General features: G+C 57.0%; 13 protein-coding genes and 1 tRNA gene. 7 read left to right on the forward strand and 7 right to left on the reverse strand.

What is annotated here, in order from left to right; all coding sequences use genetic code 11:
- Positions 1–916: 916 nt before the first annotated feature.
- Positions 917–1,004, reverse strand: a tRNA-Ser gene (locus ABRP31_RS17895).
- Between the two features lie 122 nt (positions 1,005–1,126).
- Here ABRP31_RS17895 and ABRP31_RS17900 point away from each other — a divergent pair.
- The 7 genes from ABRP31_RS17900 (at position 1,127) to ABRP31_RS17930 (ending at position 5,387) form a co-directional block, all read left to right on the forward strand.
- Positions 1,127–1,798: a Bax inhibitor-1/YccA family protein gene (locus ABRP31_RS17900; protein ID WP_087265237.1), complete on the forward strand. Its 672-nt coding sequence runs from the start codon at positions 1,127–1,129 to the stop codon at positions 1,796–1,798.
- A gap of 104 nt (positions 1,799–1,902) precedes the next feature.
- A complete protein-coding gene (gene tusD, locus ABRP31_RS17905) occupies positions 1,903–2,295 on the forward strand; it encodes a sulfurtransferase complex subunit TusD (protein ID WP_087265238.1) in 393 nt (130 codons plus the stop codon).
- Between the two features lies 1 nt (position 2,296).
- Positions 2,297–2,659: a sulfurtransferase complex subunit TusC gene (tusC, locus tag ABRP31_RS17910; protein ID WP_349969567.1), complete on the forward strand. Its 363-nt coding sequence runs from the start codon at positions 2,297–2,299 to the stop codon at positions 2,657–2,659.
- Entirely contained in the window at positions 2,659–2,955 is a 297-nt protein-coding gene (gene tusB / locus ABRP31_RS17915) for a sulfurtransferase complex subunit TusB (protein ID WP_349969568.1), read from the forward strand. The genes tusC and tusB overlap by 1 nt, the downstream gene beginning before the upstream one ends.
- Complete coding sequence (locus tag ABRP31_RS17920) at positions 2,952–3,287, forward strand: TusE/DsrC/DsvC family sulfur relay protein (protein WP_087265241.1); 336 nt, start codon at positions 2,952–2,954, stop codon at positions 3,285–3,287. Before tusB ends, ABRP31_RS17920 begins: the two co-directional genes overlap by 4 nt.
- Positions 3,284–4,285 (forward strand): glycosyl transferase family protein, encoded by a 1,002-nt coding sequence (locus tag ABRP31_RS17925; RefSeq protein ID WP_087265242.1) that lies wholly within the window; start codon positions 3,284–3,286, stop codon positions 4,283–4,285. Before ABRP31_RS17920 ends, ABRP31_RS17925 begins: the two co-directional genes overlap by 4 nt.
- A gap of 94 nt (positions 4,286–4,379) precedes the next feature.
- The gene (locus ABRP31_RS17930) at positions 4,380–5,387 is read left to right on the forward strand and encodes a glutathione S-transferase family protein (protein ID WP_349969569.1); all 1,008 of its coding nucleotides are present in this window, start codon (positions 4,380–4,382) and stop codon (positions 5,385–5,387) included.
- Positions 5,388–5,592: 205 nt separating this feature from the next.
- Here ABRP31_RS17930 and cysG read toward each other — a convergent pair whose 3' ends face one another.
- The 6 genes from cysG to ftsK all read right to left on the reverse strand — a co-directional run bounded on the left by cysG (position 5,593) and on the right by ftsK (position 13,100).
- A complete protein-coding gene (gene cysG, locus ABRP31_RS17935; RefSeq protein WP_349969570.1) occupies positions 5,593–6,987 on the reverse strand; it encodes a siroheme synthase CysG in 1,395 nt (464 codons plus the stop codon).
- Entirely contained in the window at positions 6,988–8,268 is a 1,281-nt protein-coding gene (gene serS / locus ABRP31_RS17940; RefSeq protein WP_087265245.1) for a serine--tRNA ligase, read from the reverse strand.
- A 16-nt stretch (positions 8,269–8,284) separates the two neighbouring features.
- A complete protein-coding gene (crcB, locus tag ABRP31_RS17945; protein WP_027899218.1) occupies positions 8,285–8,659 on the reverse strand; it encodes a fluoride efflux transporter CrcB in 375 nt (124 codons plus the stop codon).
- Positions 8,659–9,981, reverse strand: coding sequence for a replication-associated recombination protein A (locus ABRP31_RS17950; RefSeq protein ID WP_087265246.1), 1,323 nt, complete (start codon positions 9,979–9,981; stop codon positions 8,659–8,661). Before ABRP31_RS17950 ends, crcB begins: the two co-directional genes overlap by 1 nt.
- A 19-nt stretch (positions 9,982–10,000) precedes the next feature.
- On the reverse strand, positions 10,001–10,624 hold the full coding sequence (gene lolA, locus ABRP31_RS17955; protein WP_087265247.1) for an outer membrane lipoprotein chaperone LolA: 624 nt from the start codon (positions 10,622–10,624) through the stop codon (positions 10,001–10,003).
- Positions 10,625–10,697: 73 nt separating this feature from the next.
- Positions 10,698–13,100: a DNA translocase FtsK gene (ftsK, locus tag ABRP31_RS17960; RefSeq protein WP_349969571.1), complete on the reverse strand. Its 2,403-nt coding sequence runs from the start codon at positions 13,098–13,100 to the stop codon at positions 10,698–10,700.
- Between the last annotated feature and the right edge of the window lie 73 nt (positions 13,101–13,173).

A 13,173-nucleotide genomic window follows, 5' to 3' on the forward strand; every position in this document is an offset into this window, starting at 1 on the left:
GAATAACCTATGCTGTCGCTCATATAATGCTGAGCTGAGCTCGGGGAAAAATTCCTAAGCCGCAACCTGCCAGTCCACGGCTGGATGCTCTCGGTGCTCTGCCGACCACAGATCATAGTTGAGCTGAGCCTTGGCCAAAACCGGGCGGTGCTCATACCTGCGCGCTAAAGGGGCACAGTTGGATCAGAACTTATCGGAGATCGCCTGTTAACTAAACGCGAAAGCATTTCGCTGGAAAAATGCAGACGTCTAGCCATTTCGGCAATTTTGATATGAAGGCCTGGCAACATGTCGTGGAGCATTTCATCACGATGGGGTGGGTTATGCATAGCCATCGGCGGTTCTCCTTTTCAGTGGTAGTCGAGGTAATCGACCACTTCGACCTCCCTTTCGATAAATCTAAAAATTACCCGGCAATTACCTAACGTTCATAGACCAAAACCCTGCCAATTGGCCTTTGAGCAGGCGCTGGCAGCCGCTTGGGAGCTACGCGTCCCGGTAATGGGATAGAAGATATCGAAAACAGCAGCCGCTACCGCTGTCAGGTAAGCGGTATCAGGATATCTATTACTTTTCTCTCAGGACTGAATGTTGCGGTTCACCCCGCCTGGCTGCGCAAACTGATCCTGCTTCAGCCCAGGCGACACGCGCTCTTCGCGGAAGGAATCACTGCACCACGAATGAAATTGATTACTAAGGGGACGGCAGTCGGCTCTCGGGGCGCAGCGAGGAGCGGATTACTGAGCTGTCTATCGTCCGTAGGGGAGATTGTAAAGCCGATTCGATGAAGCCTTTTCCGCATTAGCTGCGGAAACGATCCCAAAGATGAAGAACCGAACGTGATTTCCCAATCGGGATTTCTCAAACGCCACAAACGAAAAAGCCCTGAATAATCAGGGCTTTGACGTATCTAAGATGGCGGAAGCATAGAGATTCGAACTCTAGGACCTGTTACAGTCGGCAGTTTTCAAGACTGCTGCCTTAAACCACTCGGCCATACTTCCGTTTGCATTGCGGGCGCCATAATACCGGAATGAAACACGCTGTCAAACTCTCTAGGTGGCTGATTTCAGGTCGTCTGTTATGATCTTTGCAACTCAACATTTCAACCACTAGGAGTTTCGCCATGCGCGAACAGGATTACGCAGTTAATAACGGCGTGCAGGCCGATCAGCTAGAGGTTAGCCGCGTCCTGCGCAACACATACGGTCTTCTGGCTCTGACCCTTGCTTTCAGCGGTGTCATGGCTTTTGTAGCGCAGCAGATGCGCGTTGGCTACCCGAACATTTTCGTTGTACTGATCGGTTTCTACGGCCTGTTTTTCCTCACCAACAAACTGCGCGATTCGGCGTGGGGTCTGGTGTCGGCATTCGCCTTGACCGGTTTCATGGGTTTCATCCTTGGCCCGATCCTCAACCGTTACCTGGGCATGCAAGGCGGCGCTGAAGTTGTCAGCTCGGCATTCGCCATGACTGCACTGGTGTTCGGTGGTCTGTCGGCTTACGTGCTGATCACCCGCAAGGACATGAGCTTCCTCGGTGGTTTCATCACCGCTGGCTTCTTCGTCCTGCTGGCGGCGGTACTGGCAAGCATTTTCTTCCAGATCAGCGGTCTGCAGTTGGCGATCAGCGCTGGCTTCGTCCTGTTCTCGTCGGCCTGCATTCTGTTCCAGACCAGCGCGATCATTCAGGGTGGCGAGCGTAACTACATCATGGCGACCATCAGCCTATATGTTTCGATCTACAACCTGTTCGTCAGCCTGTTGCAGATCTTCGGCATCATGAGCCGCGACGACTGATTCAGCTGTCCTGCTTCATCAAAAAGCCCGCCTAGCGGGCTTTTTGCTGTCTAGTGCTCGTGAATTCTTTATCATTGGCCAAGTTTTTCTGCTCAGGGCCTGTCATGAAGTTCGCGATCAATCTTTTCAGCGCTGCCCATGCGCCCTCCTCGCGCCGCGCCCTGCTGTTTGCTCAGGCAGCGCTGGCGGGTGGGCATGAGATTGTGCGGCTGTTCTTCTATCAGGATGGCGTCCACAGCGCTTCGGCCAATGTCGTGACGCCTCAGGACGAACACGACCTGCCCTCGCAATGGCGAGACTTCATCACTCAGCACCAACTGGACGGTGTAGTGTGCATCGCCGCCGCCCTGCGCCGCGGGGTTCTAAATGATGAAGAAGCTCAGCGCTATCAGCGGCCAGCGGCCAACCTGCTGGCCCCGTGGGAATTATCCGGGTTAGGCCAGTTACACGACGCGGCGCAAACCGCTGATCGTGTGATCTGTTTCGGAGGGCCTTGAAGTGGCTAAATCAATGTTGATTATCAGCCGTCAGGCGCCATGGTCCGGGCCGGGTGCGCGAGAGGCGCTGGATATCGTGCTGGCCGGTGGTGCTTATGATTTGCCCGTGGGCCTGTTGTTTCTGGATGATGGTGTCTTTCAGTTGTTGCCGGAGCAGAACGCCAAGGCTCTGCAACAGAAAGACCTGACCGCCAACCTCAAGGCGCTGTCGATGTTCGGCGTCGAAGAAATTTACGCTTGTGGCACCAGCCTTGCCGAGCGCGGCATCCTGCCGGAAGCAGTGGATGAGGAAATCATTCAATTGCCGCAATCTGCGGAAATCACCGCACTTATTGACCGCTACGACCACGTGATCACAATCTGATGTCGACCCTGCACGTTTTATCTCATTCTCCCTTCACCGACAGCCGCATGACCAGTTGCCTGCGCCTTCTCGGCCCGGCCGACGGCGTGCTGCTGTGCGGCGACGCCACTTACGCGCTGACCGACTCGACAGCACCACTCCAGGCACTGCAAGCGCTAAGCGACAATGAAGTGTTTGTGCTTGAGGAGGATATTCAAGCGCGGAGCATGGCGGCGCCAGACTGGACAACAGTCGTCGACTACCCAGGCTTCGTCGAACTATCGATTCGCTTCGACAAGGTCAACACGTGGCTATGAACGAGTTGAACGTGGCCGGGCAAATCATCGCTCTGGATAAAGACGGCTTTCTGCAAAACCTTGATGACTGGTCGATGGATGTTGCGAACGCGCTATCCGGCCGGGAAGGTATTGCGCTGAGCCCCGAACACATCGAGGTGTTGCTGTTGCTAAGGGATTTCTACGCCGAATTCCAGCTGTCACCCGCGACCCGGCCGCTGATCAAATACACAGCCCTGAAGCTCGGTCCGGAAAAAGGCAACAGCATGCACCTTAACCGCCTGTTCAACGGCACTCCCGCCAAACTCGCCGCCAAGCTGGCGGGCCTGCCCAAGCCGACTAATTGCATATGAACGACTACGCCCCACTCGTCCTTGAAACACCTGCCGAACATCCCTTTGCCCAGTTCGTCCGTATCCTGGGCAAAGGCAAACGTGGAGCGCGCAATCTGACCCGTGAAGAAGCCCGGGAGGCCATGGGCATGCTCCTCGACGAAAAGGTCGAAGAAAGCCAGTTGGGTGCGTTTCTGATGCTGCTGCGCCACAAGGAAGAAAGCGCGGAGGAGTTGGCGGGCTTCACTGAAGCGTTGCGCGAGCGACTGAACGCCCCGCCACTTCAGGTCGATATTGACTGGCCTACCTATGCTGGCAAGAAGCGACATTTGCCTTGGTACTTGCTGGCGGCCAAATGCCTGGCTCAGAACGGGGTACGTATCTTGATGCACGGCGGCGGCGCGCATACGGCCGGCCGACTCTACACCGAACAATTGCTGGGTCTGCTGGGCATTCCGCTGTGCCGCAACTGGCAAGCCGTGGACCAAGCGTTACAACAGCATAACCTGGCATTCTTCCCGCTGGGCGACTGGGCTCCACAACTGCAGCGTATGATTGACCTGCGTAATACCCTCGGGCTGCGCTCGCCAATTCATTCACTGGCGCGGATCCTCAATCCACTGGATGCACGTTGCGGCCTGCAAAGCATTTTTCACCCTGGCTACCAGGGCGTTCATCGCGACGCCAGCGGCTTGCTCGGCAATCACACCATCGTTATCAAGGGTGATGGCGGTGAAGTGGAGATCAATCCAGACACCATCAGCCATCTTTACGGCACCACAGCCGGCCAACCATGGGATGAGGAGTGGCCGGCTCTGTCGGATCGACGCCATGTGAAACCGGCAACCCTGGATCCGCAGCAACTCGTCGCGCTGTGGAAAGGTGAGATCGAAGACAGCTATCCGCAACTGGCGTTGATTTCAACGATGGCGCTGGCTTTACGCGGCTTGGGATTGCCCCGTACGGAAGCGTTCGCCCAAGCTGAGCTTTTCTGGAAGAACAGGAATACATCGATCTAACCGATCATTACCCCCCAACCTTTGCGCTATTTGTTCGAACGAATCGGCTTAAACTCATCTCCAAAGCACATAAGCACACACTTTGGAGTTTGATATGGGCCTTCTCGTTGAAGGACGCTGGCAAGACCAGTGGTACGAAAGCAGCAAAGATGGGGCATTTCAGCGCGAGCAGGCGCAACGTCGCAACTGGATCACCGCTGATGGTCGACCAGGACCTTCAGGTGAAGGCGGCTTCAAAGCCGAGGCCGGGCGCTATCATCTGTACGTATCACTGGCCTGCCCCTGGGCCCATCGCACGCTCATCTATCGCAAGCTCAAAGGGCTGGAAAGCCTGATCGACGTATCCGTGGTCAGTTGGCTGATGCGCGAGCACGGCTGGACCTTCGATACCGAAAAAGGCTCGACCGGCGACCCACTCGACAACCATGAATTTCTTTATCAGCGCTATCTGGCTGACACGGCAGATTATACCGGTCGTGTGACCGTGCCTCTGCTCTGGGATAAGAAACTGCAGCGCATCGTCAGCAACGAATCCGCGGAAATCATCCGCATGTTCAACAGCGCCTTTGACGATCTGACCGGTAATCGACTTGATCTGTATCCTGACGCCTTGCAGTCGCCGATCAATGAGTTGAATGAGCGCATTTATCCGGCTGTGAATAACGGCGTCTACCGCGCGGGCTTTGCAACCTCTCAAGGCGCTTATGAAGAGGCCTTTGATGATGTCTTCGCCGAACTCGATGTTCTGGAAAAGCTGTTGGCCGAGAAACGCTACCTGACTGGCGAATACCTGACTGAAGCCGACGTGCGCCTGTTCACCACTGTTGTGCGCTTCGACGCTGTCTATCACGGGCACTTCAAGTGCAACCTGCGGCGGATTTCGGACTATCCGAACCTGAGCAACTGGATGCTGGAGCTGTACCAGTGGCCGGGCATCACCGAAACGGTGGACTTCACGCACATCAAGCATCACTACTACGAGAGCCACGGCACCATTAATCCTACAGCTGTGGTGCCTAAAGGCCCGCTGCAGGATCTGGGCAGAGCGCATGATCGTGAGCGGCTGACAGGGCGTGGTATCTGGAGCAAGACAGGCGTTTAACCTTGGCGGCGTGTTGCGCCACCTAGGGTCAAAACCACTGTAGGAGCGCACGAGCACCGCGAGGCCACGATGGCGGTCTTTCTAATAAACCGCTATCGCGGCCTCGCGGTGCTCGTGCGCTCCTACAGTTCTGCCGTATTACGGGAGACGGCGTGATGTGATAGACACCGAGGCAGTCAGCCCGTACACAACGCGCTACTTCAGATCAGACCGTAGCCTGAGCCCCTTCGAACCAGGCGAGTTTTTCGCGTAACTGGACCACTTCGCCCACGATTACCAACGTCGGCGCATGGACTTCATGCTCCGCGACCATTCGTGGCAGATCGGCCAAAGTGCCTGTAAACACCCGCTGACTGGAGGTAGTACCCTGCTGGATCAATGCAGCCGGAGTATCAGCGGATCGACCATGCTTGATCAGTTGCTCACAGATGATTGGTAATCCGATCAGCCCCATGTAGAAAACCAGGGTCTGTGCGGGGGCTACCAAATCACTCCAGGGCAAATCACTGGTGCCGTTCTTCAAGTGCCCGGTAATGAAACGCACCGACTGCGCATGGTCACGGTGAGTCAGTGGAATACCCGCATAGGCTGCGCAACCGCTGGCTGCCGTGATACCCGGTACGACCTGAAATGGAACTCCGTGGGCCGCCAGTTCCTCGATCTCTTCGCCGCCGCGGCCAAAAATGAACGGATCACCGCCCTTCAACCGTAGGACGCGCTTGCCCTGCTTGGCCAGATCAACCAGCTGCTTGTTAATCTCGTCTTGCGGCACGGCGTGATCAGCACGACGCTTGCCCACATAGACCCGCTCGGCGTCACGCCGGCACAAATCCAGAATCGCCGGAGCCACAAGACGGTCGTACAACACCACGTCGGCCTGTTGCATCAGACGCAATGCCCGGAAGGTCAGCAGGTCCGGATCACCCGGCCCTGCACCTACCAGATAAACCTCACCGGGAGCATGCGGCGCATCACCTGCAATCTTGGCGATCAGCAGGCGCTCTGCTTCAGCGCCCTGTCCGGCCAGTTGCCGGTCAGCAATCGGCCCCTGAAAAACTTCTTCCCAGAAGGCACGGCGCTGGGTGACGTCCGGAAACAGATTCTTTACCTGACTACGGAAACGCGCGGCCAGACCGGCCAACTGACCGTAAGTCGACGGAATCCAGGTTTCCAGCTTGGCGCGAATCAACCGCGCCAGCACCGGAGCGTCGCCTCCACTGGAAACTGCGATGACCAATGGCGAACGGTCGACGATGGCCGGGAAAATCACGCTGCACAGCGCAGGTGCATCCACCACATTGACCGGTACACAGCGCTGTCTGGCGTCATGAGACACCTGAGCGTTGAGCGGCTCGTCATCGGTGGCGGCAATGATCAGCACGCAACCGTCCAGATCATTGACGTTGTAGCCACGCAGAATCAACTGTCCGCCACTGCGCTCAACCAGCTCGCGCAGTTGTGGCTCGATCTCTGGAGCGACCACCCGAATGACGGCGCCGGCCTCGGCGATGAGGCGGGATTTGCGCAATGCAATCTCGCCACCGCCCACGACCAGCACTTGGCTGCCACGCAGGTTATGGAACAGCGGCAGGAATTCCATTTAACCGATGACCTCAAGCCCACCCATATAAGGTTTGAGCACTTCCGGCACACGAATCGAGCCGTCGGCTTGCTGGTAGTTTTCCAGCACAGCAACCAGGGTACGCCCCACCGCCAGACCCGAACCGTTCAGGGTATGAACCAGTTCTGGCTTGCCGGTTTCCGGGTTGCGCCAGCGAGCCTGCATACGACGCGCCTGGAAATCACCGCAGTTGGAGCAAGACGAAATCTCGCGGAATTTATCCTGACTCGGAATCCACACTTCCAGGTCGTAGGTTTTAACTGCGCTGAAGCCCATATCACCAGTGCACAGTGCCAGAACGCGATAAGGCAGCTCGAGCAATTGCAGGACGCGTTCGGCGTTAGCTGTCAGGCCTTCAAGAGCTTCCATGGATTTTTCAGGCTCGACGATTTGTACCATCTCGACCTTGTCGAACTGGTGCTGACGGATCATGCCGCGAGTGTCCCGACCCGATGCGCCCGCTTCGCTGCGGAAGCATGGCGTGTGAGCCACGAACTTCAACGGCAGTTGCTTGGCGTCGATGATTTCGCCGGACACGATGTTGGTCAGAGAGACTTCCGCAGTCGGAATTAGATACAAGTCCGCCTCGCCTTCGCGGGATATCTTGAACAGGTCTTCTTCAAACTTCGGCAACTGACCGGTGCCCTGCAACGCTGGCGCCTGGACCAGATAAGGCGTGTAAGCCTCTTCATAGCCGTGCTCGTTGATGTGCAGATTGATCATGAACTGCGCGAGTGCGCGGTGCAGGCGTGCGATCGGGCCACGCAGCAACGCGAAACGGGCGCCGGACAGCTTGGCGGCGGTTTCAAAATCCAGCCAGCCGTATTTCTCGCCCAGCGCGACGTGGTCCTGAACCTGGAAGTCGAACGAGGCTGGAGTGCCCCAGGTGCGGACTTCAACGTTACCGTCTTCGTCAGCGCCCACGGGTACGGATTCGTGAGGGATATTCGGCATGCTCAGGAGCATCGAATCCAGTTCGGCCTGAATACCGTCCAGCTCTTTCTTGCCGGTATTCAGCTCTTCAGCCATGCGATCGATGTCGGCCATCAGCGGTGCGATGTCTTCACCGCGCTGCTTGGCCTGACCGATGGATTTGGAACGGGCATTACGCTCGGCCTGAAGCTGTTCAGTGCGGGTCTGAACGGTCTTGCGCTGGGCCTCCAGCGCTTCGATGCGGGCAACGTCCAGTGTAAAGCCACGGGAAGCCAGGCGATCCGCTACGTCCTGAAGTTGGGTACGTAACAGTTTGGAATCGAGCATATCGTTCTCTCGTTTATCAAAGTCTGGTCAGGGACAGGCCAACCCACGTCGCGAGCAGCCCGCCAAACACGCTGATACCGGCATAGCCAAGGGCTAACGGCATTTGCCCGCTTTCGAGCAGGCGCAACGTATCCAGTGAAAAGGATGAAAAGGTCGTAAGACCGCCAACAAAGCCGACGATCAAGCCGGCACGAATCTCTATCGGTACTTCCGGGCGCAACAGAAAAAGCCCGTAGAGCACACCGATAATCAGGCAACCGACGATGTTAACCGCCAGGGTTGCCGCGTAAAAATGCTTTGGCCAGTTCGCGCTGACCCAAGTGCCAGCAGCGAAGCGCAATAATGTACCAGCGATACCGGCAATCGACACCGCAAGAATGGTTTTGAGCACTACTTTCTCCGCTGACGAGGACTGGCAGCGTCCAACGCGGCCAGATGCTTGAGCTTTTCACCGATTTTCAGCTCCAGGCCACGGGGCACTGGCTGGTAATATTGACGCGGTTCAAGGTCGTCAGGGAAGTAGTCTTCACCCGCCGCATAGGCATCCGGCTCGTCGTGGGCGTAGCGGTACTCTTCGCCATAGCCCAGCTGCTTCATCAATTTGGTCGGCGCATTGCGCAAATGCAGCGGGACTTCCAGCGAGCCGTGCTCGGTGGCTTCACGCATCGCAGCCTTGAACCCCATGTACACCGCGTTGCTTTTCGGCGCGCAAGCCAGATAAACAATGGCCTGTGCGACAGCCAACTCGCCTTCCGGGCTGCCCAGACGTTCCTGAACATCCCACGCCGACATGCACAACGGCAACGCGCGCGGATCGGCATTACCAATGTCTTCACTGGCCATGCGCACCACGCGGCGCGCCAGATACAACGGGTCGCAACCGCCATCGATCATTCGTGCAAACCAGTACAAGGCTGCATCCGGGTTAGAGCCACGAATGGACTTATGCAGCGCAGAAATCTGGTCATAAAACGCTTCGCCGCCCTTATCGAAACGTCGGCGGCTGTCGCCCATCAGGCTTTGCAGCAGCTCCAGACTGATCTCCGAGCCGTCTTCAGCCAGGTCTGACGCGTTCTCCAGCAGATTCAGCATGCGCCGACCGTCACCGTCGGCAGCGGCCATGAGCATGGCAAATCCTTCATCGCTCAGGCTCAACTGGTGTTGGCCCAGACCACGCTCTTCGGTCAGCGCGCGATTGACCAGCTTGCGCAGCGCGGCTTCATCAAGGCTCTTGAGGACATACACCCTGGCACGGGACAGCAACGCGTTGTTGAGCTCAAACGAAGGATTTTCAGTGGTCGCGCCAATGAAAATCAGCGTGCCATCTTCGACGTAAGGCAGGAAGGCGTCCTGTTGGGACTTGTTGAAGCGGTGTACTTCGTCCACGAACAAAATAGTGCGACGGCCGTATTGCCCGGCTTGCTGCTTGGCAACCTCTACTGCCTGACGAATCTCTTTGACCCCGGCCAGCACGGCAGACACCGTCTCAAAGTGCGCATCCGATACTTTCGCCAGCAACCGGGCCAGCGTGGTTTTACCGACACCGGGCGGCCCCCAGAAAATCATCGAATGCAGAGCACCTTGCTCCAGCGCCTCGCGTAGAGGCTTGCCGTGAGCCAACAGATGCTCTTGACCGACATACTCGTCCAGATTGGTCGCACGCAGACGTGCGGCCAAGGGTTGAGCGATCGGTTCACTTCGAAACAGATCCATGGACAACCGTTAAAACCTCTTATTCCTGAATGACGTCAGCGCCTTTCGGAATCTGGAACTGGAATTTGCTCGCCGGGATCGCCTCATTGGCTTTCACCCCGGTGAACAGGATATTGGTACGCTGGCCGACACTGTCGATCAACTGCATGTCATTGATCACGCCGTTACGGAACGACAGACGCAAGCTGTCGAAAAGGGTGTCCTTGGTTTTAGGCTTGAGGGTGAAGTCAATCACGCCGCCCGCTTCCTTGGCCGTGATATCAAAGCTTTCGCTGATCTTCGAAACGTCACCGGACAACAGCAATGCTGGGGTCTGAGTCAGGCGCTGGTCGAGGGTCTTGATGGTGACCTGCTCCAGGTCCGGGTCCCACAGCGAAACCTTCTTGCCGTCGGAGACCATCAGTTGCTCTTGCGGTGCATCGGTGTGCCAGTTGAACAGACCTGGACGCTGCAGGGCCATTTCGCCCGACGTTTCCTGCAACTGAGTACCACCGCCGTCCAGAGTCAACTGGGAAAAACGCGCAGTCAGGGTTTTGGACGTCTCCAGCAACTGAGTCAGACGTGCGACGTCTTTACTGTCGGCGTGCGCCGGAATCGCGGAGAAAGTCAGTGCAGTTACCAACAACATGCGGATAAGACGCATGGGAATCCTCATTGAGTTCGGTGGAGTCTCGCCAGCATTCAAATGCTGGCGAGTCATTTATGGACGTGTGCGATCAGTCGCGCATCGGGCCCGGCGCGATCACTTCACGCGAGCCGTTGGTGTTCATGGAGGTCACGACGCCAGCCATTTCCATCGCCTCGATCATTCGGGCGGCGCGGTTGTAACCAATCTTGAGCTTGCGCTGTACCGCAGAAATCGAAGCCCGACGGCTTTCCAGTACGAATTTGACTGCCTCGTCATAGAGAGCATCGCTTTCGCTGTCTTCGCCGCCTTCACCGCTGCCACCGTCGAAGCCACTGCCGGCCTCTTCGACACCCGCAAGAATGTCATCGTTGTAATCCGGTGTGCCACGCAACTTCCAGGCTTCCACTACACGGTGTACTTCGTCATCGGAAACAAACGCGCCATGCACACGAATCGGCAAGCTGGTACCAGGAGGCATGTACAGCATGTCACCGTGACCCAGCAATTGCTCGGCACCACCCTGGTCGATGATGGTCCGCGAGTCGATCTTGCTCGATACCTGGAACGCCATACGTGTCGGGATGTTCGCCTTGATCAGACCGGTGATCACGTCAACCGAGGGACGCTGTGTCGCGAGAATCAGGTGGATACCCGCCGCACGAGCCTTCTGGGCAATACGCGCAATCAGCTCTTCGACCTTCTTGCCGACGATCATCATCATGTCGGCAAATTCGTCCACGACTACCACGATAGTTGGCAGCTTGGTCAGCAGCGGCGCTTCGTCATGAATACTTTCGCGCTTGTACAGCGGATCAGCGAGCGGCGTGCCTGCGTCCTGAGCTTCCTTGACCTTCTGGTTAAAGCCGGACAGGTTACGCACGCCCATCTTCGCCATCAGTTTGTAGCGACGCTCCATCTCGGCAACGCTCCAGCGCAAGGCGTTGGCGGCGTCCTTCATGTCGGTCACAACCGGGCAAAGCAGATGTGGAATGCCTTCGTAGATCGACAGCTCAAGCATTTTCGGGTCGATCATGATCAGTTTGGCGTCTTCCGGGCCGGACTTGAACAGAATCGACAGGATCATCGCGTTCACGCCCACAGACTTACCGGAACCGGTCGTACCGGCCACCAACAAGTGAGGCATTTTCGCCAGGTCAGTGATCACCGGCTTACCGCCGATGTCATGCCCCAGCGCCAGCGTAACCGGTGACTTGGCATTGTCGTACTCGGGGGTCGACAGCACTTCGGAGAAACGCACGATCTGCCGGTCTTCGTTGGGGATCTCGATACCGACGGTGGTCTTGCCCGGGATAACTTCAACGACTCGAACGCTGGTTACCGCAAGCGAACGCGCCAAGTCCTTGGCCAGGTTGGCAATACGGCTGACCTTGACCCCTGCTGCTGGCTGAATTTCATAGCGGGTAATGACCGGGCCGGGATGGATCGAGTCTACCGACACTTCAACGCCGAACTCCTTGAGCTTGATTTCCAGCAAGTGACCAACTGCCGCCAGAGACTCGGGCGAGTAATTGAGCTGCTTCTTTTCCGCCGGATCAAGGATCGAGATGGGCGGCAAGGTGCCTTCCACGGCGCTGTCCACAAACAACGGCGCCTGTTTTTCCTTCATCACGCGCTTGCTTGGTTCTGGAGCCTTGGGAGGCGCAGGAGCGATGACGGCCGGAATGTGGGTTTCCCGAGCGGTCATGTGCGTGCTTAACGCCTTCTCACGCTCGATCAGACGCTCCTTGGCCTTGGCTTGCTCGCGACGATCAGACGTAGCGGGCGCAACCACCTCGTTGACGCGGTCATCCACCTCACGCAGTTGCGCGACCATCTGCTTGCGCTCGTTACGCGCTGTCCACCAGTTGTTGACCGCGTCATAGAACAGTTCGAAAAGATCCAGGGTGATCTTGCCGGTCACGTCCATGACCTTGAACCACGACAGATCGGTAAAAACCGTAAGGCCAAACAGGAACAAGGCAATGAACAACAACGTACTGCCCTGAATATTCAGGGCCTTCTTGGCCATGTCTCCGAGAATTTCACCCAGCACACCACCCGCCGAGCCAGGAAAACCCGCGGCAAAGTGAAAATGGATATGCGCCAGCGCAGCGCCGGCAAGTACCAGAAACACCAGACCGATCAGCCGCCAGGAGAACAACCAGCCACTCCACTGCCACGGCTCATGACGATGACGAAAGACCTGCCAGGCCTTGACTGCCAGCAACAGCGGAAAAATATAGGCGAAGTAGCCCAGCACCATGAACAGAATATCGGCGCAGAAGGCGCCAGCACGGCCAGCAGCATTCTGAACCTCGACCGAACTGCTGGTATGACTCCAGCCTGGATCGTTCTGGTCATAGGTCAGCAACGCCATCATCAAATACAGGCACAGCGCGCCAAAGGCGATCAACGCACCTTCCTTGAGCCGGTAGTGCAATTGCTGCCGCCAGAGCGGAACGGGGCTGGGTACTGCGGTGGATTTCTTCAAAACGCTTTTATTCCTGCGCTAGAGCGCGAACATCTGGTGATTGACTACCAACGACTGAATCTGCAAAACAATT

The organism is Pseudomonas caspiana (genome assembly GCF_040224095.2).
GTDB classification, from domain to species: domain Bacteria; phylum Pseudomonadota; class Gammaproteobacteria; order Pseudomonadales; family Pseudomonadaceae; genus Aquipseudomonas; species Aquipseudomonas caspiana.

Excerpts from the sequence above, each read along its gene's own strand:
- cysG (WP_349969570.1), bottom strand. The coding sequence starts at position 6,987 with ATGGAATTCCTGCCGCTGTTCCATAACCTGCGTGGCAGCCAAGTGCTG.
- serS (WP_087265245.1), bottom strand. The coding sequence starts at position 8,268 with ATGCTCGATTCCAAACTGTTACGTACCCAACTTCAGGACGTAGCGGAT.
- ABRP31_RS17920 (WP_087265241.1), top strand. The coding sequence starts at position 2,952 with ATGAACGAGTTGAACGTGGCCGGGCAAATCATCGCTCTGGATAAAGAC.
- ABRP31_RS17950 (WP_087265246.1), bottom strand. The coding sequence starts at position 9,981 with ATGGATCTGTTTCGAAGTGAACCGATCGCTCAACCCTTGGCCGCACGT.
- ABRP31_RS17930 (WP_349969569.1), top strand. The coding sequence starts at position 4,380 with ATGGGCCTTCTCGTTGAAGGACGCTGGCAAGACCAGTGGTACGAAAGC.
- lolA (WP_087265247.1), bottom strand. The coding sequence starts at position 10,624 with ATGCGTCTTATCCGCATGTTGTTGGTAACTGCACTGACTTTCTCCGCG.
- tusB (WP_349969568.1), top strand. The coding sequence starts at position 2,659 with ATGTCGACCCTGCACGTTTTATCTCATTCTCCCTTCACCGACAGCCGC.
- ABRP31_RS17900 (WP_087265237.1), top strand. The coding sequence starts at position 1,127 with ATGCGCGAACAGGATTACGCAGTTAATAACGGCGTGCAGGCCGATCAG.
- tusD (WP_087265238.1), top strand. The coding sequence starts at position 1,903 with ATGAAGTTCGCGATCAATCTTTTCAGCGCTGCCCATGCGCCCTCCTCG.
- ABRP31_RS17925 (WP_087265242.1), top strand. The coding sequence starts at position 3,284 with ATGAACGACTACGCCCCACTCGTCCTTGAAACACCTGCCGAACATCCC.